Annotated in this window: 21 protein-coding genes; 6 read left to right on the forward strand and 15 right to left on the reverse strand. The window is 50.8% G+C overall.

The window, feature by feature from the left end; all coding sequences use genetic code 11:
- Positions 1 to 2: 2 nt before the first annotated feature.
- The 9 genes from modA to V7P87_RS06900 all read right to left on the reverse strand — a co-directional run bounded on the left by modA (position 3) and on the right by V7P87_RS06900 (position 9,650).
- Positions 3 to 809: a molybdate ABC transporter substrate-binding protein gene (gene modA / locus V7P87_RS06860; RefSeq protein ID WP_333796773.1), complete on the reverse strand. Its 807-nt coding sequence runs from the start codon at positions 807 to 809 to the stop codon at positions 3 to 5.
- 423 nt (positions 810 to 1,232) lie between these two features.
- Positions 1,233 to 2,048, reverse strand: a complete 816-nt coding sequence (locus V7P87_RS06865) for a 4'-phosphopantetheinyl transferase family protein (protein ID WP_333796774.1) — start codon at positions 2,046 to 2,048, stop codon at positions 1,233 to 1,235.
- A 980-nt stretch (positions 2,049 to 3,028) separates the two neighbouring features.
- The gene (locus V7P87_RS06870) at positions 3,029 to 3,589 is read right to left on the reverse strand and encodes a ZrgA family zinc uptake protein (protein ID WP_333796775.1); all 561 of its coding nucleotides are present in this window, start codon (positions 3,587 to 3,589) and stop codon (positions 3,029 to 3,031) included.
- 20 nt (positions 3,590 to 3,609) lie between these two features.
- The gene (locus V7P87_RS06875; RefSeq protein WP_333796776.1) at positions 3,610 to 4,194 is read right to left on the reverse strand and encodes a DUF1826 domain-containing protein; all 585 of its coding nucleotides are present in this window, start codon (positions 4,192 to 4,194) and stop codon (positions 3,610 to 3,612) included.
- A complete protein-coding gene (gene zigA / locus V7P87_RS06880) occupies positions 4,194 to 5,402 on the reverse strand; it encodes a zinc metallochaperone GTPase ZigA (RefSeq protein WP_333796777.1) in 1,209 nt (402 codons plus the stop codon). Before zigA ends, V7P87_RS06875 begins: the two co-directional genes overlap by 1 nt.
- A 3-nt stretch (positions 5,403 to 5,405) precedes the next feature.
- Positions 5,406 to 5,777, reverse strand: a complete 372-nt coding sequence (locus V7P87_RS06885) for a MerC domain-containing protein (protein WP_333796778.1) — start codon at positions 5,775 to 5,777, stop codon at positions 5,406 to 5,408.
- Between the two features lie 429 nt (positions 5,778 to 6,206).
- A complete protein-coding gene (locus tag V7P87_RS06890) occupies positions 6,207 to 6,848 on the reverse strand; it encodes a hypothetical protein (protein ID WP_333796779.1) in 642 nt (213 codons plus the stop codon).
- Positions 6,849 to 7,036: 188 nt separating this feature from the next.
- On the reverse strand, positions 7,037 to 8,422 hold the full coding sequence (locus tag V7P87_RS06895; RefSeq protein ID WP_333796780.1) for an MFS transporter: 1,386 nt from the start codon (positions 8,420 to 8,422) through the stop codon (positions 7,037 to 7,039).
- A gap of 103 nt (positions 8,423 to 8,525) precedes the next feature.
- On the reverse strand, positions 8,526 to 9,650 hold the full coding sequence (locus V7P87_RS06900; RefSeq protein WP_333796781.1) for a GGDEF domain-containing protein: 1,125 nt from the start codon (positions 9,648 to 9,650) through the stop codon (positions 8,526 to 8,528).
- 155 nt (positions 9,651 to 9,805) lie between these two features.
- On the opposite strand from V7P87_RS06900, the gene V7P87_RS06905 reads away from it, so the two are divergent.
- On the forward strand, positions 9,806 to 10,462 hold the full coding sequence (locus V7P87_RS06905; protein ID WP_333796782.1) for an HvfX family Cu-binding RiPP maturation protein: 657 nt from the start codon (positions 9,806 to 9,808) through the stop codon (positions 10,460 to 10,462).
- Between the two features lie 47 nt (positions 10,463 to 10,509).
- Here V7P87_RS06905 and V7P87_RS06910 read toward each other — a convergent pair whose 3' ends face one another.
- Both V7P87_RS06910 and V7P87_RS06915 read right to left on the reverse strand, forming a co-directional pair.
- A complete protein-coding gene (locus V7P87_RS06910) occupies positions 10,510 to 10,926 on the reverse strand; it encodes a Cu(I)-responsive transcriptional regulator (RefSeq protein ID WP_333796783.1) in 417 nt (138 codons plus the stop codon).
- Positions 10,923 to 13,409 carry a heavy metal translocating P-type ATPase gene (locus V7P87_RS06915; protein WP_333796784.1) on the reverse strand — a complete coding sequence of 829 codons (2,487 nt, stop codon included), beginning with the start codon at positions 13,407 to 13,409 and terminating at the stop codon, positions 10,923 to 10,925. Before V7P87_RS06915 ends, V7P87_RS06910 begins: the two co-directional genes overlap by 4 nt.
- Positions 13,410 to 13,758: 349 nt before the next feature.
- Between V7P87_RS06915 and V7P87_RS06920 the strand changes: the two genes are divergently transcribed.
- The 4 genes from V7P87_RS06920 to V7P87_RS06935 all read left to right on the forward strand — a co-directional run bounded on the left by V7P87_RS06920 (position 13,759) and on the right by V7P87_RS06935 (position 20,000).
- Positions 13,759 to 13,956: a heavy-metal-associated domain-containing protein gene (locus V7P87_RS06920; RefSeq protein WP_296296259.1), complete on the forward strand. Its 198-nt coding sequence runs from the start codon at positions 13,759 to 13,761 to the stop codon at positions 13,954 to 13,956.
- A gap of 241 nt (positions 13,957 to 14,197) precedes the next feature.
- Positions 14,198 to 17,035, forward strand: coding sequence for an excinuclease ABC subunit UvrA (gene uvrA / locus V7P87_RS06925; RefSeq protein WP_296296257.1), 2,838 nt, complete (start codon positions 14,198 to 14,200; stop codon positions 17,033 to 17,035).
- 262 nt (positions 17,036 to 17,297) lie between these two features.
- Positions 17,298 to 17,606, forward strand: a complete 309-nt coding sequence (locus V7P87_RS06930; RefSeq protein ID WP_333796785.1) for a hypothetical protein — start codon at positions 17,298 to 17,300, stop codon at positions 17,604 to 17,606.
- A gap of 288 nt (positions 17,607 to 17,894) precedes the next feature.
- A complete protein-coding gene (locus V7P87_RS06935) occupies positions 17,895 to 20,000 on the forward strand; it encodes a TonB-dependent receptor family protein (protein WP_333796786.1) in 2,106 nt (701 codons plus the stop codon).
- A gap of 116 nt (positions 20,001 to 20,116) precedes the next feature.
- Here the strand turns inward: V7P87_RS06935 and V7P87_RS06940 are convergent, their stop codons facing one another.
- From V7P87_RS06940 to V7P87_RS06955, 4 genes are all read right to left on the reverse strand, one after another.
- Positions 20,117 to 21,421, reverse strand: a complete 1,305-nt coding sequence (locus V7P87_RS06940; protein ID WP_333796787.1) for a sensor histidine kinase — start codon at positions 21,419 to 21,421, stop codon at positions 20,117 to 20,119.
- The gene (locus V7P87_RS06945; protein ID WP_333796788.1) at positions 21,418 to 22,128 is read right to left on the reverse strand and encodes a response regulator transcription factor; all 711 of its coding nucleotides are present in this window, start codon (positions 22,126 to 22,128) and stop codon (positions 21,418 to 21,420) included. Before V7P87_RS06945 ends, V7P87_RS06940 begins: the two co-directional genes overlap by 4 nt.
- Positions 22,128 to 22,517: a DUF3019 domain-containing protein gene (locus V7P87_RS06950; protein ID WP_333796789.1), complete on the reverse strand. Its 390-nt coding sequence runs from the start codon at positions 22,515 to 22,517 to the stop codon at positions 22,128 to 22,130. Before V7P87_RS06950 ends, V7P87_RS06945 begins: the two co-directional genes overlap by 1 nt.
- 108 nt (positions 22,518 to 22,625) lie before the next feature.
- The gene (locus V7P87_RS06955) at positions 22,626 to 25,253 is read right to left on the reverse strand and encodes a TonB-dependent receptor (protein WP_333796790.1); all 2,628 of its coding nucleotides are present in this window, start codon (positions 25,251 to 25,253) and stop codon (positions 22,626 to 22,628) included.
- Between the two features lie 237 nt (positions 25,254 to 25,490).
- Here V7P87_RS06955 and V7P87_RS06960 point away from each other — a divergent pair, with 237 nt between their 5' ends.
- On the forward strand, positions 25,491 to 26,102 hold the full coding sequence (locus tag V7P87_RS06960; RefSeq protein WP_333796791.1) for a c-type cytochrome: 612 nt from the start codon (positions 25,491 to 25,493) through the stop codon (positions 26,100 to 26,102).
- Positions 26,103 to 26,150: the final 48 nt, after the last annotated feature.

The following is a 26,150-nucleotide window of genomic DNA, read 5'->3' on the forward strand; positions in this document are numbered from 1 at the left end:
CTTTAGATGCCGCCTGAGCTAAAACCATGCTGCAGCAGGATCTGCTGTGCGACCTCTGAGCGGATAAAACGGTGAAATGCCTGGGCCGCTGCCGGATTGGCTGGTTTGGCGCTGATAGCAAGGGGGTAACGGATTGTTGTGTCCGTTGTTACAACCCCAAGCTGTCGCACCTGTTGCCCTTTAGCATCTGACGCATAAACAAAACCGGCTTCTACTTCAGCGCGCACTACATAATCAAGCACCTGACGCACATGAGTGGCGAACACCAGTCTGGTATCAAGCGATTTGGCTAAACCAGCATGCCGCAGTGCCTCTTTGGCATAACGGCCAGCTGGTACGCTGGCCGGATTGCCAATCGCAATGTGCTTGATTTGTGGCCCGGTGAGCTGCTGAAGTAAGGCGGCCTCAGAGCCGGCCTTTTCAGGCGCGCCGCTAAGCCCGGTCGCACTGCTTAAAGTGCTGCGCTCTGGTGCAATCAGCACCAGAGTATTGGCAATAAAATCCTGACGGCTTTGTGGCTTTATCAGGCCAAACTGCGCCGCTAAATCCATACTTTGTTGATCGGCCGTAGCCAGCACATCCACAGGTGCGCCATGGCGCATCTGCTGCACCAGAACACCCGACGCAGCAAAATTCAGCGTCACTTTGCAGGCCTGACTGCGCTCAAAGTGGGTGGTAATTTGTTTAAAAGCTGCAGTTAAACTAGCCGCTGCCGAAATGGTCAGCTCACAAGCAGCGGCTTGTGCCGGGGCTGCACTCAGAAAACACCAGGCTGCACTTGCCAAAACAAAGCGACATAAACGCATCATCAATGCACTCCCGGGTTGGTCAGGTAGTGAGCCTGTGTTCCAGATGGTTCCAGGCGACACACCATTGGCAGAGTAAGCCGCTGATTATCTTGTCCCGCCACCTTGTACTTTTGACGGCGTTGTTAGTCGTAATATACGCCGTTATATAACGATGGCTATTCATCTGCCTGAGTACTCATAAAGGGGTAGCAGCTGTTATGCACTGTCAGCATTGCTGATGGCGGCTTTCGCCTGCGATGGATTTTTAAACAAACGGTACTGCGTCAGGCCGGTCAACCACAACCGGGATAAAAACCAAAGTCACCAGCGCTGCAGCGGAAAAATCGGAAGTCATTTTTTTTGTGACCAATATAAGATTTAAACCAACATTCATGGATGAAGCGCAAATGATGGCCGACGCCGCGACGCCCGATATTTAGTGATTCAGGCACACTGCCAGCGGTCACTGATCGCATCACTGCACACCAGAGTGATCACATCCTGTTGGCTGCAACTGAACCAACAGCGAAAAGTCCGTTGTGGCGACCTGACCGCCACCCATTCACTGGTCAACTGCAGCTCCAACCAGCCGCCCTCTGTGGTGAAAGAACTGACAGCCGCTAATTGAGAGCAATCCGTTAGCTCGGCCGCATCAAAACCAAAATACTCACCGACAAAAGGGCAAACGGCTTTAAATAGTGCTTCTTTGGCTGAAAAAAGCAGAGTCGTGGCCTGTGCTGCAGTAAAACCTGCGCGCAACAACATCTCCTGCTCTGCAGGCCGGTGTATTGATATGGAGATGTCGAGGGCCTGCTGTGCACTCAGCCAAAGCTCCGTATCCACCCCAATAAAATTGTCCGGAGCCAGGGGGCGGGTTAACAGTACAGCGCAGGCATGATTCTGGTGATGTGTGATAGACCCTGTCACGCACGGAGGCCAGGCCGGCGCTCGCATCTGACTCACGCCAAGCTGAGGTGGCTGGCATTGGAATAACCCACTGTGCTGCAGCAAAATCCTGCTCAGATAACGACCCGCAAGATACTCTATCTGCCTTTTAGGTACTGCATCTGCAATGTCCGGCGGCAGTTCGATCATCAGCCCGGTATAGTCAGTTTGCCGGAAAGCTGTCTGAGAAAAACCACAGCAGGCCAACAAAAGCTGTTGGCTGTTGTCGCAGAATAATTGGATCTCACTGAGGCTGGGTACCTGAGCGCCGCTTACTGGCAACTCGGACAAAAATCGAAATGGCGGGCAAGGCATAGCAGATAGCTTTAATTAAATGAATAAATTATTTGTACTTATTGACCCCACCATAATGAAGCGCAACAGTAAAAACAATGTATAAACCGCTAATTTTTAACATCTTAATAACCCGCTGCCACATCACCTTTCAAACCTTCAGGTAAAGACAAAGTGCTTAAACACCCAGGGCTCTGCGGCTTTCAACTTATGTACAGCTGGATCTGTTGACTGGCATGCCAAACTGACCCAGCCTATGCATCGGATATTGATGTTTTTATAAATAATCTTCCTTGTTTAACCGCTGTTAACTTTTCCCAATAAAAAAACGCAGGTAAGTGTTTGAATTCACTCATTACCTGCGTTAATCATTATGTTTATAGGTTATCAAACTCTAAAGGTGAATCCTCAAAAGGTCGTACAAACCTTTCCGAAGAAAATAACATTAGAACCACTGTCAATGCTGGGTTTTGGCCATTTTTGAAGATCCGCTTCATAACGAATATCACCTAAAGGGCTTTAACAGTGTTTTCGCTGATAAATTACCTTCACCTATTGGAGCCACACGATGAATACTTATTAAATGATTGGTTTAACAACAAAAATCATGATGCTTTTTGTAAAAACGATACTGTTATTTTATTAGCCAGGTTTATTCAGTTAGCTGTTGAATTCACCCCGTGGCAGAGTTCAATTCATCAGGCGGATGTCATGAATACAATCCAATTCATCCCCGCTACCACTCTGATTTGATGTATTTGACCCAGAACAGAGTTGGGTTGTCTGAAAGATATACCTTATGTATTGGCTTATTCTAAAAGTCCGGATTATCGGTGTCCCTTATCTTCCAATAATCCGGATAACCCAGGCGTCAGCTGACATGTATAGCTTGATGAGCTAAACGTCCACTGCTGCTGATACATTAGCCATAACAGGGCTTTACCGTGACCGCTGAACTTCAGTTCTCTCTGTTGTTTTGTATTGGTAACGGAAGACAGTTGTTAGTTCAGTCGTAGCTGGGGCTTCGCAGGCGTCAGCCTAGCCGCTGACTGACCTTGCTCTGTAATCCAACTTGTATCGATCCGCAGCAAGGCTGGAAAAAGACTAAAAAGCTGCACCTGAACTTGAATGGGTGTGTGACTGGCGCTGCAACTGAAGTGATATGTAGTTTCTATATCGCTATAAGTTGAATGGCCATGTTCATGATCATCTGCCTGTTTATGCGAGTGGGCAGATAGGAGCTTTTTTGGTAACTCAGTCAAATTCGATTGTTGTGTTACCGGGCTGCACTTCGCGCCTTCGATCTGGAACAATTTATCCGGCGCTGAAAGTAAAGCACTGACCTTGTTAATGGTATCCCTGTCACTTGCTGTTTGTGGCTGCTGTTCAAAACCAAGCAAATCCATGCCAGTCGCATACAAAGTAATATGTAAATCTGAGGCCTGTTTCAATAACTCCAGCCGGGCAACACCATGTTGGTGAGCACGGCTGTCCGGTTGGGCGGCCGGACTGCAAAATGCAGCCAGTATGCAGCCTCTGGTCAAAATGACAGATAAACGCATGCTGATTCTCCAGATCTATGTTATTCGCCTACCGGGTCCAGACTGAGCAGTAAGCGAGGTTGATTGGTCTGTGGGGAGCGATGCCAGATGGCACCGTCTTTATTGCCGTACCAGCCCGAACCTTTTAACACTGCAACGTCGCCATGCCGGATTTGTTGATAGGAGTGCTGGCTGTGCGCTGAGGTACCGCTGTGCCACTCAGTCCCCGGGCCTGAATAAGTGACCAGCAGACGGGCTGCGACATGGTCGGTATGAAAACGCGGGCACATGGCTTTATCCAGTCGTTTCAGCCGCAGCCCAACCGCAGTGCAGTCCATTAAGCAGCAGAGCATTTGACTCAGCAGTTCCAGATCGGCAATCAACTCAGCCTTACCTTCGGCCTTCGGTAAGCGCTGTTGTAACACTGTGTTAAGTTCGTCAGGCTCAGCTACCAGTTGCAAGCCGGCAAAAGAACTGAGCGCCGCCGCATAGTCACTGATGCATGAAGTTATGTCACGTTGCCAGATCACCAGATTAACGTCGCTATGCAATAGCTCCGTCAGCACTTCACTGCAATTGCTTTGCAACTGCTTCATCTGTGGCATTGGTTGAACAGTGCTGAACATCAGGCAAACTCTGCCTGAAAGGGACTACTGAGGGCTTGCCAGTCGTCGAGCGTCAACGCCAGTTCTTGCTCAGTCAACAGGCAATACTGCAATTGTTTCAGCATCTGTTCCTGATCAAGGCGCTGACCGATAAATACCAGTTCTTGCCGGCGATCCCCAAATGGCCCCACAAAACTGCTTTGGATGCTCAACACTGTCTCCGCATCATCGGGCCACTGATCCTGCGGTACCGCATGCCAGAATAAGCCTGCCATGCCATAACGTGCTATACCGCCGGCTTGATGCCACTGCCAGGCATAATCCGGCTCACTGGCCAACCAAAAATAGCCTTTGGAGCGCAATAGTTTGCCTTTTGGCCAATCCTGATGCAGAAAGTCATAAAACCGCTGTGGATGAAACGGAATTCGGGCCTGAAACGCAAAACTACTGATGCCATATTCTGCCGTTTCAGGCTGATGCTCACCCCTTAACTCTTTGAGCCAGCCAGGAGCTTGCTGAGCTTTTTCAAAATCAAACAGGCCCGTGCCCAGCACTTTATCGATGTCAATTTTTCCATGACTGGCCTGATGGATTTGCGCTGTGCTGTTGAGGCTGCGCAGTATGGCATGGAGTTCCTGCAAATCCTGCTGATTGACTAAATCTGCTTTGCTGATCAGCAGTACATCACAAAACTCAACCTGCTCGATCAGAAGATCGGCCACACTACGTTCGTCCTCTTCTCCTAAACTTTCACCGGTTTCGCGGAGCGATTGCGCTTCCCGATAATCTTTGAGAAAGTTCACTGCATCCACTACTGTAACCATGGTATCCAATCGGGCGATATCGGATAAGCTTTGGCCATTCTCATCGGCGAAGGTAAAAGTTTCGGCTATAGGCAATGGTTCTGAAATGCCAGTAGATTCAATGACTAAATAGTCAAAACGGCCTTCAGTTGCTAAACGGCTGACTTCCAGCAATAAGTCTTCACGCAAGGTGCAGCAAATGCAGCCATTGCTCATCTCCACCAGTTTTTCTTCAGCGCGGTTCAGACTCACTTCGTTTTTTACTGTTGCGGCATCAATATTCAGCTCGCTCATGTCATTGACGATGACCGCCACTTTGCGGCCTGCTCTGTTGTGAAGGATCTGATTCAGTAAGGTTGTTTTACCTGCCCCTAAAAAACCAGAGAGCACGGTAACGGGTAGTCGTTGAGCTGTTGTGTCAGTCATAAATCAATCCGGGAATGAGTGGGAGGATGAGCTATTGAGCAGTCGTCTGTTCAGCAAGTGCGCTGAAATCAAAGTTAAACTACCCACAATAGCCAATACTGGCTCTGCTTGTGCAGGCACAAAAAGTGAGGTCAGCAACAGACTAAATCCAAGGCTGCCCATCAATAATGGTTTTGTATTGCGATGTTTGATCCAGGATAACGGCAGGCTCCAGACCAGTATCAGGCTAATAGGAGCAAGTAATAAATAATGCACCCACTCGGATTCAAACCAGGTACCAATAGCCGCTGCGCTACCCAGCGCCAACAGAACAGGTGTGAACAGGCAATGCACCATGCAGAGTCCGGATAAACATGCACCTAACAGATCTTTCATCCTTTTCACCTGAATTGTGCTTAGCAACACTTGCCAATAAATTCCGACTTAACGATATGTTATATTATCACAATACATGAACACAACCGAAACTGATTTTGTTCTCGATGAAGGGTATGGGTAAAAAGACTTTATTTGTCAGTTAGATTGTCATTGGTCTGAGTGACCTGTGGTATGCGAATTGAAGAATGTGGCTATGGCAGATCAAGATGGACTGCCGGTTGCTGATGCAGGACTTTCTGGGCAAAAATCCACAACAAAAGACGGTCGAGATTATAGGTTATAACATACAAGGTAAGGCCATCGCGCTTGTTAGCGATATGTTTCTTTATACTTTTTATAACATAACGGTGCAGGTAAGTGATTGATTTATCTACTTACCTGCGTTAAGAATTATACTTTTACGTTATATAATTATAAAGGTGTAAGTCAAAATGGAATATCATCATCAAAATCGATGCTTGGTTCCATTGGCGCACGGTTTTGCTGACCAAAACCACCTTGTTGTGGCTGGTTATAAGCCTGTTGTGGTGGAGCCTGGTTATAAGCTGGCTGAGCTGGTGCCTGGTTGTAAGCAGGTTGAGCCGGAGCCTGATTATAGGCAGCTTGTGGTGGCGCCTGGTTGTAGGCTTGTGGTGCCGGAGCCTGATTATAAGCTGGCTGGGCCGGGGCCTGGTTATAAGCCTGTGGCGCCGGCGCCTGGTTATAGGCAGGTTGTGCCGCTTGTTGTGGACGGCCCTGACTCATGCCTGGTGTTGGTGAAAATACAAAACCCAGTTTGGCATCGAGAATTTCAATCGACAGGTTTAAGCCATTGGCACCCTGGAACTGACGGATACGTTGTTTGTCGCCGCTGACTTCAATAATGGCGCCTTCCACCAGCGCCTGCTGGTAAAACTGAATTTGTGCCGGCGCTTTGGCAAACACCACAGCTTCGTAATTACACCACTGTTCCATTTTGGTTTCACGGTCATAGTACTTCACGCCCAGACGCAGGCCAAAACCGGTAGATTCGCCGGCCTGGAACTGAGTGGCGGCTTTGTTTAACTTGCCTGTAATAGTTGTTGCCATGATTACATTACCTTCTGATTAATAGTCTGAACAACTGCTGCCGGGCACTGTTGCCGCTGTGCAGCACCGGCTGTACCGGCCAGAGTTGTGCAGTGTGATCCTTGTGCTGACTTACATCGGGCGCCACTGCTCAAGCAGGCGCCCCTGAGATTCATTTTTTGGTGGTTAAACCACCTGTTCCTGCTTTTTTATGCTGTGGCTGTATCGGTCTGACGCTGCGCTCTGTCTAACAAAGACTGTGCCTGTTGCAGATCAAAATCACCCGGCGCCACTTTTAAATAACAACGTTGTTCGGCCAGCACTACTGTGGCTTCCTGCACACCGGCAAGCTTGCTTAACTGCGCCACATAAAAATTTGCTGTCGTTTCATCTGGCACGGCCAACGCAAACGTCAGTCGTTGTGCCCGGGCGGGCACCACCAGCGAACGGGCAATGAACAGCCATAGTAAACCAATTCCGGCGGCAACAGCAAACACAGCCGACAGGCCAAAATAACCGGAAACAGCGCCCCCGATCAGCCCGCCGATAAAAGCGCCAAAAAACTGCGCACTGGCGTAAATGCCCATGGCCGTCCCTTTTTGGCCAGCAGGTGCAATACGCGACACCAGCGCCGGCATACTGGCTTCTAAATAGTTAAAAGCGATAAAAAACAGCAGCAGTGCACTGACACTCAACCACAACTGCTGACCACTAAACATTAACAATAAACTAACAATCAGCAAGCCGATGGCCAATAAAAAATAGCCTTTTTCCTGTTGTTTACGCATTGCCAGGATCATCATCGGCACCATCAGCACAAAAGCGCCCACCAGCACCGGCAGATACACCTGCCAATGCTGTTCAGAAGCCAGCTGCTGGCTTAACAACTGTTGTGGCACCACGACAAAAACCGCAGTCAGCATCAGGTGCAAAATCAGCACACCAGTGGTCAGTTGCCACAACTGCGGATGTTTAAATAAATCCAGAATAAAACCGGGTTTGGCCAGGGCTTCACTGTCGCTGGCCTGTTGCACAGCTTTGGGCACTAAAAAACTGACAATCAGCACACCACATAAAGCCAAACCTGCGGTAAACCAAAAAATACCACTTAAACCGGCAACTGCGGCGATGAAAGGCCCGGCAATCATCGCCACCGCAAAAGAAAGACCAATAGTGGCGCCAATCACTGCCATCACTTTAGGTCTTTGTTCTTCCCGGGTTAAATCAGCGGCCAGCGCCAATACGGCACCGGAAATAGCGCCCATACCTTGCAGCACCCGGCCAAAAGTCACCATATAAACAGAGTCGGCCAGCGCTGAAACCACTGAACCTACCGCAAATAAACTCAGGCCAAGCAACATCACCTGATGCCGGCCCCAACGGTCGGATAACCAACCCATTGGAATTTGCAAAACGGCCTGGGTTAAACCATAAGCGCCAATGGCAAGGCCAATCCATAGCGGTGAAAAGCCAATCAAATCTTTGCCATAAATGGCAAAAACCGGGATCAGCATAAACAAGCCTAACATCCGAAAAGCAAACACCAACGCCAACGAGATGGCGGTGCGCCGTTCCAGTGCGGTTAACTGTTGCATGAATCTTTTATCTCGTGCTGGACACCGGCGAACGGAAGGCAGCCGGTGCAAAAGGGCGGCATTGTAGCACAGCACATCTCGCTGCGGGTATGGCATCAGCAAATCAGCAGCTGGCAAGCTCCACTCTGCTGCGGCCATTTTGTTTGGCCTGATACATGGCAATATCGGCTTTTTTCATTTGACGCGACAAATCATAATCCGGGCCAAATACTGCGATCCCAATGCTCAGCGACAATGGTGCTCTGTCAGTTGGCAACTGCGGCAACCTGAGCGTGGCCACAGCCTGCAACAACTGCGTCGCCAGCGCCTGCGCCCTGACCGCATCGGCATTGGGCAAAAACACTAAAAACTCTTCACCACCAAAACGGGCCAATAACTGCGGTGTTTTGAGATGTTGTTGCAGGCAGTTGGCCACAGCAATCAACACCTCATCACCCACATCGTGGCCAAACTCGTCATTCACTTGCTTAAAATAATCCAGATCCATCAGTAACAGCGCAGCAGGCTGCTGTTTTGCCGCCAGCTGCAGCAGCTGTCCATTCACAGCTTCAGAAAAACCGCGGCGGTTTAATAAAGACGTTAACGGATCATGAGTAGCTTCACCTTTAAGCTGCTGCTGATTTTCTTCCAGATAACCGGTCAGCGCAAAAATAGCATAAGCCGCCATCACGCCGGGCCAGATGGCCTGAGTCACCAGCTGGCTCGACAACAACCAATGTGGTGCCAACAGCAATAACAAAGAACGCACCAGCATCACCAGCAGCCACAACATCAGACTGAACGCAAACCAGAAATCTGAGCGGGTAGGCTGTGGTTTATGCCATAACATCAGCCGGATCACCGGCAACAACACCAGCAGGCTGAATAAGGTTTGGCCATGCCAGACAAAATGCTGATACTGCAGCACAGCAAAATAACTGTACCAAAACGCATGCAACACAAAACCGGCAATCAGCCAGAACCCAGGCAGTGGCGCCGCAGCACGACGCATGGCAAAAGCCGCCAGCAACCATAAATTGGCACAGGAAAACAGATTAGACATCACCACGGCAGCCGGCCATTCAGGCCACAGATAAAACAACCAGCTGATGGCATCAGCTAAAAAGGCCAGCTGTAAAAAGCCCAGACTGTCCACCGTTTGAGGTTGGCCACGCAGCCGATAACAGGCCAGAAAAAACACCAGCGCCAGCTGCATCATACCCAGAATATAAATTTGTTCAGCGGTCATGGTGGGGATACAAATCTACTGCACTGATGCTCCGAGGTTAGTCGCCACCCCTTCACAATGCAAATCAGTGCCGGCAAGACTGAAAGAAAAACGCCCGATAGCCTTTCTCTAACAGAACTCCCACTTCAGATTGTTCGTTACATCAGGAACAGGCCATGCTGATCTTAAAAGTTTTTAATTATTACCAGCAGCAACAAAAAGCGCTGCAACAACAGCTGGCTGCATTTGCCGGCCTAGTGCCTTTGTTATTGCGCCTCTATTTAGCGCCTGTGCTGGCTCAGGCCGGCTGGCAGAAATATCAGCATTTTGCCGACACTGTGGCCTGGTTTGGCAACCCAGACTGGGGATTGGCTTTACCCTGGCCTGAACTGATGGCAACAGTGGCCATTGTTGTAGAACTGGGCGGCGCCTTTTGTTTGTTGTTGGGCCTGGCAACCCGGCTGGTTTGCCTGCCGCTGATTGTTGTGATGTTGGTGGCGATAGCGGCAGTACATGCTCCTTATGGTTGGCTGGCTATTGCAGATAGTGGTAGCTGGCTGGCCGACGGCACGCTGTTTTATAACGACAGGGTTATGGCTGCGGCAGAAAAACTGGCCGCCGCCAATGCCATTTTGCAACAACATGGGGATTACCCTTGGCTGACCGCCAGTGGCAAACTGGTGATCCTGAACAACGGCATTGAGTTTGCGGCCACTTATCTGCTGCTGTTGTGCTGTCTGTTACTGCTGGGGCCCGGTCGTTATGTCAGTCTGGATGATTGGCTGAGCCGCCGGTTGCAACAACAACGGGCGGCCTCTGAACTGCAGCGCTGACCCTGTGTGTAAGCTATGGCTGCAGCTGCAAAGCCAGCAATTGTTGCCTAACCGGCTTTATTGTCCTGCTGCAAGGCCGCCAAAATGGCACAGTCCGGCGTTTCGTCACCGCAGCAGGCATCCGACAATTGCTGCAGAATCTGCTGCATTTTCTGCAATTGACTGATTTTGCCCGCTATTTCTGCCAGATGTTGGCTCGCCAGCTGTTTGACTTCACGACTGGGCCTGGCTGGGTTTTGCCAGAGCAACATCAGCTCTTTGATCCTGTGACTGGAAAACCCCAAATCCCGTGCTTTACGGATAAAAGCCAGCTGCTGTAACTGCTGCGGGTTATACAGGCGGTAACCTGCAGCAGTGCGTGTGGTTTTTACCAGCCCCAATTCTTCATAATGGCGGATCATTTTGGCAGACACACCACTTTGGGCAGCAGCCTGACCTATGGTGAATAAGCTTGTATTGCTCATAAGGCCTCCTGAACTTGCTGTGGCAGGGTTTTTGGCCGCCAGCGTTGTAATAACAGCGCATTACTCACCACCAGCAAACTGCTGCTGGCCATGGCCGCACCGGCAATCACCGGACTCAGGTAACCCAAAGCTGCCAGTGGAATGCCAAGGCTGTTAAAGATAAAAGCCCAGAATAAATTTTGCTGAATTTTGCGGTAACTTTGCCGCGAAATTTCCAGCGCCGCGCTGACCAAACCCGGGTCGCCCCGCATCAGCGTAATAGCGGCAGCACTCACCGCCACTTCGGTGCCTGTGGCCATGGCGATACCCAGATCGGCCTGGGCCAGCGCCGGCGCGTCGTTAATACCGTCCCCTACCATAGCCACCAGCTCTCCCCGCTGCTGATACCGCTGCACCACTTTGGCTTTATCACTGGGCAACATCTCAGCGCTAAACTCGGTAATACCCAGCTGAGCTGCGGTATAACGGGCGCTGGCCTGGCTGTCGCCGGTCAACATAGCCACTGTCACGCCCTGATGTTGTAAGGCGGCCACTGCTGCTTTGGCTTCTGCTTTGGCCTGGTCGACAAAACAATACAGCGCCAGCAACTGGTAATGCTCCCCTTGCTGCTGCGCCAGCCAGGACACTGAAGCCCCTTCCACTGCAATTAACTCCAGCGGCAAACTCAGACCCAACTCAGTCAACCAGCCACCACTGCCCATCAACAAACTGCGCCCGGCCACTTCACCGCGAATGCCACGGCCCGCCACCACCTGCACCTGAGTCACAGGCAATAACTGCAGCTGTTGTTGACGGCTATGTTCCAGCACAGCACGCGCCAGCGGATGTTCACTGTGTTGCTGCAAAGAGGCGGCCCACAGGGCGGCTTCTGCTTCAGTACAGGCAAAGGCTTGCAGTTGTTGCACCACAGGTTTGCCCGCTGTCAGGGTACCGGTTTTATCAAACACCACCAGGGTGATGGCTTTGGCTTGCTCCAGCGCCACCGCGTTTTTAATTAATATGCCAAAACGGGCGGCGGTGCCGGTGCCAGCCATAATAGCGGCTGGAGTGGCCAGACCCAGAGCACAGGGACAGGCGATCACCAGCACAGCCACTGCATTTAAAATGCCCTGCACCCAGTCACCGGCCAGCCAGCCAAAACCCAGCAGCGTCACCAGCGCAATCAGCACCACGGCAGGCACAAACACAGCACTGACTTTATCCACCAGCGCCTGCACCGGCGCTTTGGCTCCTTGCGCCTGTTCTACCATGCTGATAATGCGCGACAAGGTTGATTCTGCCCCCACTGCAGTGGCCCTGATTTGCAACACACCGTCCAGATTGACCGAACCACCTGTGACCTTGCTGCCGGCATTTTTGCCAAGCGGCACACTTTCACCACTGATCAGCGCTTCATCAACATGGCTGCTGCCACTTTCAACCACCCCATCCACCGGCACCCTGTCACCGGGTTTGACCTGTACTAAATCGCCTTTTTTCACAGCACCAGCGGCCATCACCACCCAGTTGTCTTGTGCATCCGCGCCGGCCTGCCAGACCATAGCTTGTGCCGGCTGCAAATTTGCCAAAGCACGCAGCGCATCTGTGGTGTGTTTTTTCGCGCTGTGTTCTAAATATTTCCCCAGCAGCACCAGAGTTAATACAGCGGCGCTGCTTTCAAAATACAAATGTGGCATCACCATCCCATGCGCCTGATGGCCACTTTGGGCCGATCCCCAACCAGAGTAAGAGTCCCACCATAAATACAAACTTAAAAAATAAGCGGCGCTGGTGCCAATCGACACCAATAAATCCATATTGCCGGTTTTAGCTTTGAGTGCGCCCCAGGCGGCGCGGTAAAAACGGGCGCCAAAATAAAACTGCACCGGGGTCGCCAGCACAAATTGCCAGAAGGGTGGGAGCATCCAGTGTTCGGCGGCAGCTTCGCCCAGCCAGGGTGTGAATAACAATGCCAGCATCGGCAGCACCAAAGGCAGGGTGAGCACGGCGCTGCCAAATACTGGCCAACTGTCTTGTTGCCAGAAAGGCTTTCGCTGCCCTTGTGCTGTATCAGCAGCGGCGGCGTCACCGCTTGCTGTCGCCGGCAGTGGGAACTGCGCCTGATAACCGGCTTTTTGCAGCACAGCAGCAAGTGCGGCATCGTCCACTGCAGATATCAGCGTCAGCTGCGCCTGCTCTGTTGCCAGATTCACACTGACACTAAGCACCTCCGGTAAAGCCGCCAGCGCTTTTTCCACCCGGCCGACACAGGAAGCGCAGCTCATCCCGACCACCGCCAGTTGCTGCTCTGTCAGCTCCAGCTGATATCCGGCTTGTTGCACAGCTTGCGCCAGCGCAACAGCACTGAGTTGGTCGCCACTGACACTGGCGGTTTCACTGGCAAGATTGACCGACACAGCGTTCACACCAGGCACTGCAGCCAGCGCTTTTTCCACCCGACCCACACAAGACATACAACTCATGCCTTTGATTTGTAACCGCATCATTTTGTCTCCTTTGTGCCAGCCGGAACCGGCTTTCGCCACACCAAGTTTTGCAACTGCCAGGTGAGGCTAAAGCTTGCCATCATGGTAAGGTCAAGCCCTTTAATGCAAGTATCCGGCAACACAGCAAGCCAACTGTTCACCCCGCAATAACGCCAGCTTAAGCTATTGACGCTAAAATATAAAAAATGACAACAACGGCCTTGACCTTGCCCCGGGGGCAAACCGCAGACTGCTGACCGGCCAAAGCTATAAACAAGCAGCACAGAGGCCTGTCGTTTGCAGCAGCCAGTCACAGTGACCGCTTTGTGATTGTGGCCTGCAGCACTAACCAACAGAGGAACACCTGATGTTTACATTAAAAATTGAAACTATGACCTGCAACCATTGTGTCAGCCTGATCAACAAAGCACTGAATCAGCTGCAGGCCGATTTAGCCTTTGACATCGACCTGCCAGCCCAGACCTTACAGGTGCACAGCGACATTGACGTGTCAGATGTGATTGCCGCACTGGAAGAAGCAGGTTATCCGGCCGTACTGCAATAAAGGGTGTAATAACCAGACTTAGCAGTGGGTGTTGATGCCGGCTTGCCAAAAAATCTGTATTTATATACAGTATCTTGCTGTATGGGTTGAACTTCAGTGTGTGCTGCCAGACTGATCCGAACACAAGATCCTGACATACTTTATGCTTCAACCTGTTGGCTTTAGGCTGTAACTACAGATGGCAGGCTGGCTCAGACCAGCCTTGACTGCCCCAGCAACTCGCCGCTGAACCGGAACTGTGATGGACAAAATTGATATCCGGGGTGCCCGCACCCACAACTTAAAAAACATTTCGCTGCAAATTCCCCGTGACAAACTGATAGTGATCACAGGTTTATCCGGCTCAGGCAAGTCCTCTTTGGCTTTTGATACTTTGTATGCTGAAGGCCAGCGCCGTTATGTTGAGTCACTTTCGGCTTATGCGCGGCAGTTTTTAAGTCTGATGGAAAAACCCGATGTGGATCACATTGAAGGTTTATCGCCGGCTATTTCTATTGAGCAAAAGTCCACCTCGCATAACCCACGCTCTACAGTGGGTACTATTACCGAAATTTACGACTATCTGCGGTTGTTATTTGCCCGGGTGGGCGAACCGCGTTGCCCCACCCATGATTTACCTTTAGCCGCCCAAACCATCAGCGAAATGGTGGACAAAGTGGTGGCTTTCCCGGAAGGCACCAAGTTAATGGTGCTGGCGCCTGTGGTGCAGGAACGTAAAGGTGAACACGTCAAAACGCTGGAAACCTTAGCGGCACAGGGTTATATCCGCGCCCGCATTAACGGCGAAATTTGTGATTTGTCCGATCCGCCAAAACTCGATTTACATAAAAAGCACACCATTGAAGTGGTGATAGACCGCATTAAAGTGCGCGACGATATTAAGCAGCGCCTGGCGGAAAGTTTTGAAACCGCCCTGGAGCTGAGCGGTGGTATTGCCAAAGTCGCGCCTATGGAGGTGGAACCTGGCCAAAGTAGCGAAGAGCTGATTTTCAGCGCCAACTTTGCCTGCCCCAGCTGCGGTTATTCGATGGCGGAACTGGAACCGCGCCTGTTTTCATTTAATAACCCGGCTGGTGCCTGTCAGGCTTGTGACGGCCTTGGCGTGAAACAATATTTTGATGCCAATAAAGTCATTGTCAGTGATGAACTGAGTCTGGCCGGTGGTGCTATTCGCGGCTGGGATAAACGTAATTTTTATTATTTTCAGATGTTAAAGTCGCTTTCCGAGCATTATGGTTTTGACGTCGACGCCCCTTTTAACAGTCTGAGCAAAGAGCAACAACAGGCCATTTTAAACGGCAGTGGCCGTAAAGACATTGAGTTTAAATACCTGAACGATCGCGGCGATATTGTGCTGCGCAAACATCCCTTTGAAGGCATTTTGCCCAATATGGAGCGCCGTTACCGCGAAACTGAATCCAATGCAGTGCGTGAAGAACTGGCAAAATATCTGGCCAGCCAATGTTGCCCTGTTTGTGAAGGTTCACGCCTGCGCGAAGAGGCGCGCCATGTATTTATTGGCAACACCACCTTGCCACACATAGTTGAGCTGTCGATTGGTGATTGTTATCAGTATTTTCAGGCACTGACGCTGACCGGGCAAAAAGCCCAAATCGCCGAAAAAGTATTAAAAGAAATTCAGGACCGGCTGATGTTTCTGGTCAACGTTGGCCTGAACTACCTCAACCTATCCAGAAGCGCTGAGACTTTATCCGGCGGTGAAGCGCAGCGTATCCGTCTGGCGAGTCAGATTGGCGCCGGTTTAGTGGGTGTGATGTATGTGCTGGACGAACCTTCCATTGGCCTGCACCAGCGTGACAACGACCGCCTGCTGGGCACCCTGACCCATCTGCGCAATCTCGGCAACACAGTGATAGTGGTGGAACACGACGAAGACGCTGTACGTTTGGCCGACCATATTATCGACATTGGCCCGGGCGCCGGTGTGCATGGCGGTGAAGTGGTCGCGCAGGGCACTTTGGCTGATATTGAAGCCTCTGAAGCCTCTTTGACCGGCCAGTATTTATCCGGCAAACGCAAAATTGCCGTGCCGGATAAACGCCATGTCGGTAAAAAAGGCAAAGAACTAAAAGTGTTAGGCGCCACCGGCAACAACCTAAAAAACGTGGATTTAACCATTCCTTTTGGTGTGATGACCTGTATTACCGGCGTTTCAGGCTCGGGCAAATCCACCCTCATTAACGACACGCTGTTCAGAGTGGCGCACAAGGTGCTGAACAAAGGCGAGGGCGACGACCCGGCACCCCACCGTGCTATTGAAGGCCTGGAGCACTTTGATAAATGTGTCGATATCGACCAGAGCCCGATCGGCCGCACACCCCGTTCCAACCCGGCCACTTACACCGGCATTTTTACCGCAGTACGCGATTTATTTGCCGGCACCCAGGAAGCACGTTCTCGCGGTTATCAGGTGGGGCGCTTTAGCTTTAACGTTAAAGGCGGGCGCTGTGAGGCTTGTCAGGGCGACGGTGTGATCAAAGTTGAAATGCACTTCCTGCCAGATGTCTATGTGCCTTGTGATGTCTGTAAAGGCAAACGTTACAACCGCGAAACCTTAGAAGTGAAATACAAAGGCAAAAACATTCACGAAGTGCTGGAAATGACGGTGGAAGACGCGCGGGAATTTTTTGATGCCATTCCGGCCGTGTCGCGCAAATTACAAACCCTGATGGATGTAGGTTTAACTTATATCCGGCTCGGTCAGTCGGCGACTACCTTGTCCGGCGGTGAAGCGCAAAGGGTGAAACTGGCGCGCGAGCTTAGCAAACGCGATACCGGCAAAACCCTGTATATTCTGGATGAACCTACCACTGGTCTGCATTTTTACGATATTCAGCAGCTTTTAAACGTGCTGCATAAACTGCGTGACCACGGTAATACCATAGTGGTGATAGAGCACAACCTGGATGTGGTTAAAACCGCAGACTGGGTGGTGGATTTAGGCCCGGAAGGTGGCAATGGCGGGGGCGAAATTTTAATTGCCGGCACACCGGAGCAGGTGGCGGCTTGTGAACAATCTTATACCGGCCAGTATTTAAAACCGCTGCTGGCAAAATAACGCTGCTTTGCTTTGAGCGGCACCAGATAAACGGGCACAACAGTGGCCCGTTTTTTTTATGCTGACCACTGCTGCTTTTGGCGGCTGGCAAACACATAAAAGCTTTGCACAACAGGGCTGCAGCAGCTTGTTGTATGCAGTGTTGTGATTAACAGCTGCTGCAGCAAACTCCTTGCCGCCCTAAATTCCTTGCTGGGCAAAGCTTTGGCTTTTATCATCAGGCCATCTTTTGACGCGGCACTGCCGCAGCCCGGTGATGCCGATGAAAAAACTCTCTGCCGTACAACTGAAACAACAAAAAGCCGTATTAACTGCCGTGGAAGCGCTGGAACAACAGGCAACTGCAGAACTGCCCGGTTTTGTGCAAGGTTGGTTTAGTCTGGAATATGAAGCTTTTCCGGCATCACTCTTGGTGCGGTTGCAGCTGGTGTCGGATGAAGCCGTGGCGCTGGCACAGCCCCAGCTGTTGTTATGGCAAAAGCGCCTCAGCGCTTTAATGCTCAAACGTGGGGTGATTTTAAAAGATATGCGTAAACATCTGGTGTTCACCAGTCAGGGGCCGGAAGACTAACACCAGCGCTCATTGCGGCGAGCAGAAGCGCCGCGCTCCAGCCTAAAACACAACACCTCCAGCCGCCCATTCAAAGCCAAGGCCCAAAACAAAAGAGGTACCCAGCTCTGCTGCCTTGCCTGCCGACCTGGGTAACAACCCCAGTATTGACGCACTCTGGCGCCATGCCGGTGTTATTTTTCCGTATAAAAACGCCGCGATAGCTGAGACATCACACAAATAAATATTGAGTTAATGCGAACTATTTGTGTTAGTATCAGCGCGTTTCTTATCAGGAGAGTATTTTAGATGTCTGCCAACACCTTGCGTTATTCCCGACTGGCAAAAGCCGTAGCCCTGTTTTGTGTTGCATCACCCCTCTATGCCGCTGATGCTGCGAATGCCACCCTTGATGAAGTGTCAGTGATTGAAAAAAAGGCTGAAAAGAAAAAAGCCACTCCCACTTTAGAAGTGATCAAAATTACCGCCAGCAGCGCTGATGCCCATTATCTGGAAACAGGCACAGTAAATCTGGTCAGCCTGGAACAAATTGAACAAGTGCAGCCGCTGTCAACCGAAGACGTACTGCGCCGTATTCCTGGCATTAATATCAAAACCGAAGATGAAACTGCGGTAGTGGCGAACTTTGGTATCCGCGGCCTGTCGGCCAGCGAGTCTAAATCTCTGCTGCTGGAAGATGGTGTACCGGTCGCGCCTGGTTTATTTATCGGCAACGAACGTTATTTTAATCCACGTATTCAACGCGTTGCCTCTGTTGAAGTATTAAAGGGTTCGGCCTCTTTACGTTATGGCCCTTCCACTATCGGTGGTGTGGTGAACTATCAGACCAAAACGCCGGATGATGGTGTTGAATTGTCTGGCCGCCTCGGTTCTTTTAACACCCGCGAGCTGAGTGTAGAAGCAGGTAACCGCAACGCTTCAGGTGATGCTTATGCCGGCATTATTGCCAGCCACGCCAAAAGCGACGGTTTTATGGACAAAGGTTATGACATGACCGACCTGCTGGCCAAAGCCGGTGTGGAGTTTGCCAATAACCAGAAACTGGGTGTGAAAGTATCCCGCCATGAAAACGACGCCAATATTTCTTACCGTGGTTTGCTGCTCGGTGAATATCTGGCCGATGTCAAAACCAACCCGGCCCCGGACGACTTTTTACTCATTGACCGTACCGCCTTTGATATCAACCACGAGTGGCAAATTAACAACGATATGACGTTAAACACTGTGGCTTATTACAGCGATATGGCGCGTGATTACTGGCGTTATGGCGTGAACAGCGCCGCTTCTAACGCCGCAGGTCGCTGGGTTTATACCAATAATCTGAACGGTAACAACCGTGCTTTTGAACGTGTGGGTATTGAGTCACGCCTGAGTGTGGAACATCAGCTGGCCGGCCTTCAAAGCAGCTCTGAATTTGGTTTACGCCTGATGAGCGAAGAGTCGGATGATCAGCGTATTGCCGCCACCCGCGCTGCCGATCGCAGCGGTACTCTGGCTGCCCACCTGCAGGATTCAGCCGACAGCGTGGCCGCTTATGCACAAAGCCGTATTCAGCTGACAGAACAACTGGCGATGACCCCAGGTGTCCGTATTGAATCCTACGAGCAAAAACGGCTGAACCTGCTGCAAAACAACAGCCAGGCCAAAACCACCAACACAGAAGTGTTGCCTGGTGTTGGTTTTACTTACAGCCTGGACAACAACCAGCTGTACGGCGGTCTGTACCGTGCTTTCTCGCCAGCTGCCAATAACGTGGCATTAGATGGCCTGAAAGATCAGCAGCTGGACGGTGAACGTTCAGTCAACTACGAAATGGGGATCCGCGGCACCACAGACAAAACCCGTTACGACGTGGCCGCTTTTATGATGGATTTCAGCAACCAGGTGGTCACAGGCAACAGCGATCCAAACCTGTCACGCTCTAACGCCGGTGAAACCCGCCACTATGGCATGGAATTCAGCCTGGGTTATAGCCTGGCCACGAACCTGATGCTGGACTCTAACCTGACCTGGGTACCTGAATCTGAATTCAAAACCGGCAGCACTGCAGGCAACCGCATTCCTTATGCACCTAAAGTGATTGCCAACCTGGGCCTGAGCTACGACCTGTCACAGTGGAATTTTGCGCTGAATCTGCACCACCGTGGTGAACAGTTTGGTGACCCAAGCAATCTGGTGAATATTCCAACCAATGCCGCCAGCGGGATCTGGGGTGGTTTGTTACCTTCGTACACTGTGCTGGATTTATTAGCGCAATACGACGTCAGCAGCCAGTTTAACCTCTTTGCCTCAGTGAAAAACCTGGCCGACAAACGTTATATCACCGGTCTGCGCGAAGGTATTTATGTAGGCCCTGAGCGTTCATTTGAACTGGGTGCCCGCTACCGCTTCTAACGCCTTCAGGCAGTCAAAAAACCACCTCCAGCTGAGGTGGTTTTTTTATATGCGCACAACAAGCCTGAACAAGTGCAGTCGCAGCAACAGACTCAGCAGTGTTGAGTCAGATTGCTTTAGTCTGAAAGACGACGCTGGCTCTCTGTGGTTATTGCGACTGTTGTTGTTTCAGAACCCAGTGGCAGGCGTAATCTGGCAATAGCACCACCACCTGGCCTGTCCAGCCGGATAAAGTCACCGCCATGCTGATGGGCCACCCGCGACACTATCGCCAAACCTATGCCATGCTGTGGCACAGCACCGGGCCTGGCTTGTGTTGTAATGTGGATGTTTTGATTTGTCCGGCCTGCAGCAACCCCCGTGGCTGCAGGCTGTGGTTGTTGCCAGCCACTGCCGTCATCACAAATATCTATCAGACAGTCACTGCCCTGTACTTTAAGCTCGATCCAGACTTTATTCTGGCAATAGCGCAAGGCGTTACTCAATAAATTCGACAACGCCCTTTGCAGTAGTTTTTCATCGGCCTGAATGATCAGTGTGGGTCCGGGTAACAACGCAAGCTGATGTTCAGAATTGGCGGCAAATTTATCAATCAGCTCCTGCACCAACAGCGGTAAATTTAACTGGCTAAGCTGTAAATCAGCGCGAAAATCCTGCTGCGCCAAACGCAGATAATCGTACACATTGTCTTCAATTTCCTGCAAATTCCGGCACACCTGGGCGTAATGCGCCGGGCTCAGTTGTGATTCAATACTGAGCATAATAAAACGCAGCCGCGCCAGTGGTGTTTTAATGTCGTGGCAGACAGTGTCGGCCATTTCGCGCTGTAGTGAATTTAAATCAGCGATACGCTGATTCATCCGGCTTAAAGATTGGGCCAGCGGTTGCAGATAAGATTTGGCACTTAACCGAAACGCCGGTAAATGGCCGCGTTTGATTTCCTGCAAAGCGCTGAGCCTTAAAATTTCCACATCACGAAACACATTGCGGCTGAGCCAGAACATACAAAGCAGCAACAGCAGAATAAACACATGGGCTAAATCAATACTAAAATCTGTGCCGTCCGGCAGATTCAGTTTACTTAAACACAACAGCTCACCGGCGCCCACTTCACTGCACAAAGACGCATTGCCGCTGTTGTCGCGCATCACTTCAATGGCGTAATAAAAACCAGCCTGGGGCTGCCACATACCGGCCGGATAAGTGACAAACAAAGCGTCGGTACAATCGTCGGTATCGGACAGGCGGCAACTGAGTTTTTGCTTTAAGTTGTATTCGTTGACATGCAACAACAAACTCTGGGCGGCCTCGGCAACATCGTCACGTTGATACACCCAGCTGTATAACTGATTCAGACTGAAAAACAGCAGCAACACCACCAGCACAATACCAAGGTAAAAACGCAACAAGGCCGATCTCATTGGCTGCGCTCCGTGCTGTCGGCCACTGGGGCTTCTGCATAACTGATGCAATACCCCTGGCCCCAGACCACCCGGATATTCCAGTGTGGATCAGCGGCCTGGAGTTTACGTCTAAGCCTGGAAGCGCGGCCGTCCATAGTGCGGTCTTCACCGTCATATTCACGGCCTAATTGTTCGCGGAATAACCGTTCGCGGCTGATGGCCACGCCATAATTGTCGAGCAGCGCCAGCAATAACTGCAATTCGGCATTGGTCAGACAAATCTCCTGACCCGCCACGCTGGTGTGGCCACTGACTCTGTCCACCGTTAAATTGTGGTTTTGCAGCACTGTGACAGTGGCCTGTTGTGCAGTGGTGCTTAAAAACACTTTAATTTTTGCCAGCAAAATACGGGGGTCTAAGGGTTTGAGCAGATAATCCTGCGCGCCCAGCTCCAGCCCCTCCAGCTGCGCGCCCACTGAGGTTTGCGCCGTCATAAATAAAATTGGCCCTTTAAATTGCAGACGGATTTGCCGCACTAAATCAAAACCGCTGCTGCCAGGCAGCATCACATCACAAACAATTAAGTCAAACTTGTGTGCCAACAGCAGTTTTTTTGCTTTTTGCGTATTACCACAACTGGTGATCTGATATCCCTGCGCCTGCAAAAAGTCGCTGACTAACCGCGCCAGTTCCAGGTCATCTTCAATCAGCAATAAATGATGCATCAGGGCGTGCCCCAGCTGGCGCGGCTGCGTTTCAGCAGTTGATCACCGGCATTTAAATCAACCTGCAGTACCCGCACCAGTCGGCTATCGAGCAAAACGCCACTTTGTTGGGCGCGTAGTTCCAGCCGGGTATGGCTGGTCAGCATGAGTTTTAACTGTTGTTCGCCGCCATTGCCACATAACAAAGGTTCGGTAGCGGATTTTTGATACAAACAAGCCGGCACCTGTTGTTGCCAGCTGACTTTGACCTTCAGCTCACAGGACTCTTGTGGATAGTGCAAACACAATCTGGGATTTAACTTTAATTCGGCCGCTGCCAGCGACTGACAGCAACAACAAAGCGCCAATAACAGGCCAGCTGGAAGCGCCATCAACAAGCTGCCAATCATGGTTTGCTCCTGTGTTCAGTGGCCCGGCATCACACCGGGCTTTGCCTGTGACAGATACTGCCGTGTTCCATGCCAGAGGTAAAGCCCGGCAACACACCACAATTTTTGTCAGAACTGATACCGGACTTCAGCACCATAAGTCCTTGGTGGATTCAATGAAATAATAGGGGTGCCCAGCACATCAGCAGCCCAACCGCCAATACCGCCTGTGCTTGCACTGTCGGTCAGGTTTTTACCCCACAGCGCCAGCTCCCATTGTTGATCCGCGCTGCTCCAGCTCAGTCTGGCATTCAGACTTTTGCTGTCGGCAAAATAAGCCGGAATGGTTTTGGCCACGTCCAGCAAATCCGGGTCGTCGGCGCGGGTATTCTCTTCAAATACATAATCCAGGTGCAGTTTTATATCACCGGCCAGCCATTGTTGGTTTGGCGTCCAGTCGGCACTCAAAGTATAAGAGTCGGCAGTGGACGATTTTTCCACATCAGTCACCAGCTTGCCTTCGGCGTTGTAAAACTGCTGCCACTTCGATTCGGTGCTGCGGTATTCAGTCACCAATCCCAATTTGACGGTTTCTGTTGCCTGATAATCCAGAATAACTTCAACACCATGAATGTCCTGATCACCGTTAATCACTATTGGCACAGCAACACCAGCACCGGGCTCTTTACTGTTGACCGAACGCTGACGGTTGGTTAAATCCATCTGAAAACCCACCAGCTGCAAACGCAGCTTGCCCCATAAGTCGGCTTTATAACCCAGTTCTAAGTTGCCTACTTCTTCAGGCGCAAAAGGTGTGATGGCTGAACGCGGATCTAAAGAGTCATAACCACCTGATTTATAACCTGTTGAATAAGAAAGATAGACCATGCTGTCTTGGTTCAGGTGATAACGGGTGACAGCACGGCCTGTTAATTTACTCCAGCTATGTGAAGCATCCAGCCTTGGCATCAGCGGGAATAAAAAGTCGGTTAAACCAGGCATGGCAGCGCCAAAAGAACGTTCTTTAATTTCCCAGCTGAAGTCTTTGTCGTCGCGGCTATAGCGTAAACCTGCGGTAAAACCCCATTGTTCATTGAGCTGATAATCCACGTCGGAATAAACACCATAAGAGTTAAATGTACCGCTGTTGATAATATCTTCGGCCCAAAGTTTACCTGCATTGGAAGGGCCAAAAATTTCATTAATGCCAAGACCGGCGCTGACGGCCTGATAAGTGAGATCGCCGGTGGCGGCTATAGCACCGACCAGCTCTGGGCTAAAAGGCGCTGCACCTAACATTTGTAATAATTGACCGGCCCCAGGGTCGACCATCGCCATCACACTTAAAATGCTGGCCCAGTCCTGTGGATTCCACAGATGATCAGCAGGCAACCCCATTTGGTTAATCATCTCAGCCGGCAAACCAGCCCCTTGCAGGGCGCCAATCAGCATGCCGTTCAGATTGGCCGTCGTGAGCCTGGCCACAGTGTCGGCCATAATATTCAGGCTGGTTTTTTGATAGACGTTTTCTTTGCTATAGGTGACACCACCAACATAACTCAAGTTGTCTTTTTGGTAGTTCAGCTGCAGTTCGTTATAAAAAATATCGGAATCTTCAAAGTTGATGGTATCGAGATAACGGGTTTTATCGGCGGTGCCATCTGAGTCATCGCGGCCCGACACTTGCCATTGCCTTTTGCTGCTAATGAGTTTTCCCGACCAGTCGTCGTTAAAGTCGTGGGTCATTTTCAGCGACAAAGCGTCCATATCACGGCGTTCATGGCCGTCAATCACGTCGTTTTTGATGGTTCTGTCGAGCGGGTTCATGCTGTAGGCATAAGGGCTGACGCCAATGGAAGGGGCATAACCCTGATTGACGTCGTCCCAATCGTAGCTGAACTGCACTTTGGTATTTGCGCCCGGTTGCCATAAAGCGGCCAGCCGCGCCGCCTGATGATCGGTATTGCCAAGCTCCTCGCCCTGATAGTTGGAATACACATTGTTTAAAAATGAATCCCGCTGATTGCTCATCAGATTGAGCCGCAGCGCAAACTCATCGCTGAGCGCTGTATTGGCCATCGCCTCGTAACGCTGCAGTGCATAGTTGCCCAGCGTCGCTTTTAAAAAGGCTTCATCGTCCTGCGAAGGGGCGTTGGGGATCATATTCACCACACCGGCCGCGGCGTTTTTACCAAAGAGTGTGCCCTGGGGGCCTTTGAGAATTTCAATACGCTGCATATCGGAAAACATCACACTTTGCGCGGCGCGTGGCAGGTAAAAATCATCAAAAAATATCGCCACCGATGGGTCGCCACCTGTGCTGATATTGCTGCTGGAAATACCGCGCATACTGGCAGAAGCCTGCACCACAGCGTCTTTACTGAATTTAAAACCCGGGGTGTAATCGGCAATATCCCCCAGCAGCACTGAGTTGGTTTCTTTTAAATCTGTGGCAGAAACAGTGTCGATGGCCACTGGCACATCCATGACATTCTGCTGCCGTTTTTGTGCTGTCACCGTAATAGTTTCAATGGCCTGGGCTTTGTTATTGCCATTTTTATTTGCTTCGTCCGGTGCGGCCGCGCTGTTTTGTTGTGCGAATACGGGGTTATGAACACCGGCCAGCAGCATAAAAATACAAAGGGCTAAAGGCTGGACTTTAAATAACGGCCTCAATGGTTGATCAAATGACTGATTGAACGCTGGTTGCTGAGTTTTTTTTGACGTTGCGCCGCTGGATTTTATAGTCATAAACATCGCTCTCTCCGATTTTTAAACCGATTTTTTTAATAGTTATAAGTGCAGAGCCGGATCCTGAAACTGGTCCTGCTGCCTTGCAGCTGTGAGGGTCCTGGTCGCATTGATAGTAACAATGCAAAAAGCGAATGAAAGCCAACTGGACAATTTTGCACACTTTTCGGTTTGAACCTTGGCCGCTGAAAAAGCAAGCTAGCCTTTATGTTCAACCGCAAGAGCAGCACCTGCTGAAGCCCGATGCTTACAACAAAAAGAGTGCAAATTTCAGCCATTTTATTGTTTTTATTGAATGGACAAACAGCAGCTGCCACAACGGCCGACAGCTGTGATGCCTGTCATGCCACTGCGGTTCGTCAGGCAACTCAGGCACCCCAACTGGCAGGGCAATCGGCCTCTTACCTGCAAAAGCAACTGTTGCAGTTTCAACAGGGTGAACGGGGGGCAGCAGCAGGGGATGTTGCTGGCCAACAAATGGCGGCCATGGCAAAAACCCTGAGCCAGGCACAAATCGCAGAGCTGAGCCAGTTTTACAGCACACAAAAACCCGACAGTCAGAACACAACAAGCCAACTTGATGCTGCCCAACTTGATCAGGGCCGGCGTTTATATATCGGCTCTTGTGGCGCTTGTCATGGTGCCAAAGCCGAAGGCAATGCGGCGTTACATGCACCGGCACTGCAAATCCTGGATAACAGTTATCTGCAATTACAGTTAAAACATTTCCGCGATGGCATGCGTGGTGTGACCAAAACCGACAAACCGGGCCGGCAAATGGCGCTGATGAGCCGCCAGCTCAGTGACGCTGAGATTCAGGCTGTTGCTGCTTATATCAGCGCGGGTGCACAATAATGTTATCGCTGTTGTTCGCTTTATCGGTGGCCGTCCAGCCTGACCCTG

This window comes from Rheinheimera sp., from assembly GCF_036782235.1.
Taxonomy (GTDB): Bacteria; Pseudomonadota; Gammaproteobacteria; order Enterobacterales; family Alteromonadaceae; genus Pararheinheimera.

Bases quoted from the DNA above. Each gene is read 5' to 3' on its own strand.
- V7P87_RS06935 (WP_333796786.1), top strand. From the start codon at position 17,895: ATGTCTGCCAACACCTTGCGTTATTCCCGACTGGCAAAAGCCGTAGCC.
- V7P87_RS06875 (WP_333796776.1), bottom strand. From the start codon at position 4,194: ATGTTCAGCACTGTTCAACCAATGCCACAGATGAAGCAGTTGCAAAGC.
- V7P87_RS06960 (WP_333796791.1), top strand. From the start codon at position 25,491: ATGCTTACAACAAAAAGAGTGCAAATTTCAGCCATTTTATTGTTTTTA.
- V7P87_RS06905 (WP_333796782.1), top strand. From the start codon at position 9,806: ATGCTGATCTTAAAAGTTTTTAATTATTACCAGCAGCAACAAAAAGCG.
- V7P87_RS06950 (WP_333796789.1), bottom strand. From the start codon at position 22,517: ATGATTGGCAGCTTGTTGATGGCGCTTCCAGCTGGCCTGTTATTGGCG.
- zigA (WP_333796777.1), bottom strand. From the start codon at position 5,402: ATGACTGACACAACAGCTCAACGACTACCCGTTACCGTGCTCTCTGGT.
- V7P87_RS06955 (WP_333796790.1), bottom strand. From the start codon at position 25,253: ATGTTTATGACTATAAAATCCAGCGGCGCAACGTCAAAAAAAACTCAG.
- V7P87_RS06895 (WP_333796780.1), bottom strand. From the start codon at position 8,422: ATGCAACAGTTAACCGCACTGGAACGGCGCACCGCCATCTCGTTGGCG.
- V7P87_RS06900 (WP_333796781.1), bottom strand. From the start codon at position 9,650: ATGACCGCTGAACAAATTTATATTCTGGGTATGATGCAGCTGGCGCTG.
- V7P87_RS06910 (WP_333796783.1), bottom strand. From the start codon at position 10,926: ATGAGCAATACAAGCTTATTCACCATAGGTCAGGCTGCTGCCCAAAGT.
- V7P87_RS06890 (WP_333796779.1), bottom strand. From the start codon at position 6,848: ATGGCAACAACTATTACAGGCAAGTTAAACAAAGCCGCCACTCAGTTC.
- V7P87_RS06865 (WP_333796774.1), bottom strand. From the start codon at position 2,048: ATGCCTTGCCCGCCATTTCGATTTTTGTCCGAGTTGCCAGTAAGCGGC.
- V7P87_RS06945 (WP_333796788.1), bottom strand. From the start codon at position 22,128: ATGCATCATTTATTGCTGATTGAAGATGACCTGGAACTGGCGCGGTTA.
- V7P87_RS06930 (WP_333796785.1), top strand. From the start codon at position 17,298: ATGAAAAAACTCTCTGCCGTACAACTGAAACAACAAAAAGCCGTATTA.
- uvrA (WP_296296257.1), top strand. From the start codon at position 14,198: ATGGACAAAATTGATATCCGGGGTGCCCGCACCCACAACTTAAAAAAC.
- modA (WP_333796773.1), bottom strand. From the start codon at position 809: ATGATGCGTTTATGTCGCTTTGTTTTGGCAAGTGCAGCCTGGTGTTTT.
- V7P87_RS06870 (WP_333796775.1), bottom strand. From the start codon at position 3,589: ATGCGTTTATCTGTCATTTTGACCAGAGGCTGCATACTGGCTGCATTT.
- V7P87_RS06915 (WP_333796784.1), bottom strand. From the start codon at position 13,409: ATGCGGTTACAAATCAAAGGCATGAGTTGTATGTCTTGTGTGGGTCGG.
- V7P87_RS06940 (WP_333796787.1), bottom strand. From the start codon at position 21,421: ATGAGATCGGCCTTGTTGCGTTTTTACCTTGGTATTGTGCTGGTGGTG.
- V7P87_RS06920 (WP_296296259.1), top strand. From the start codon at position 13,759: ATGTTTACATTAAAAATTGAAACTATGACCTGCAACCATTGTGTCAGC.
- V7P87_RS06885 (WP_333796778.1), bottom strand. From the start codon at position 5,777: ATGAAAGATCTGTTAGGTGCATGTTTATCCGGACTCTGCATGGTGCAT.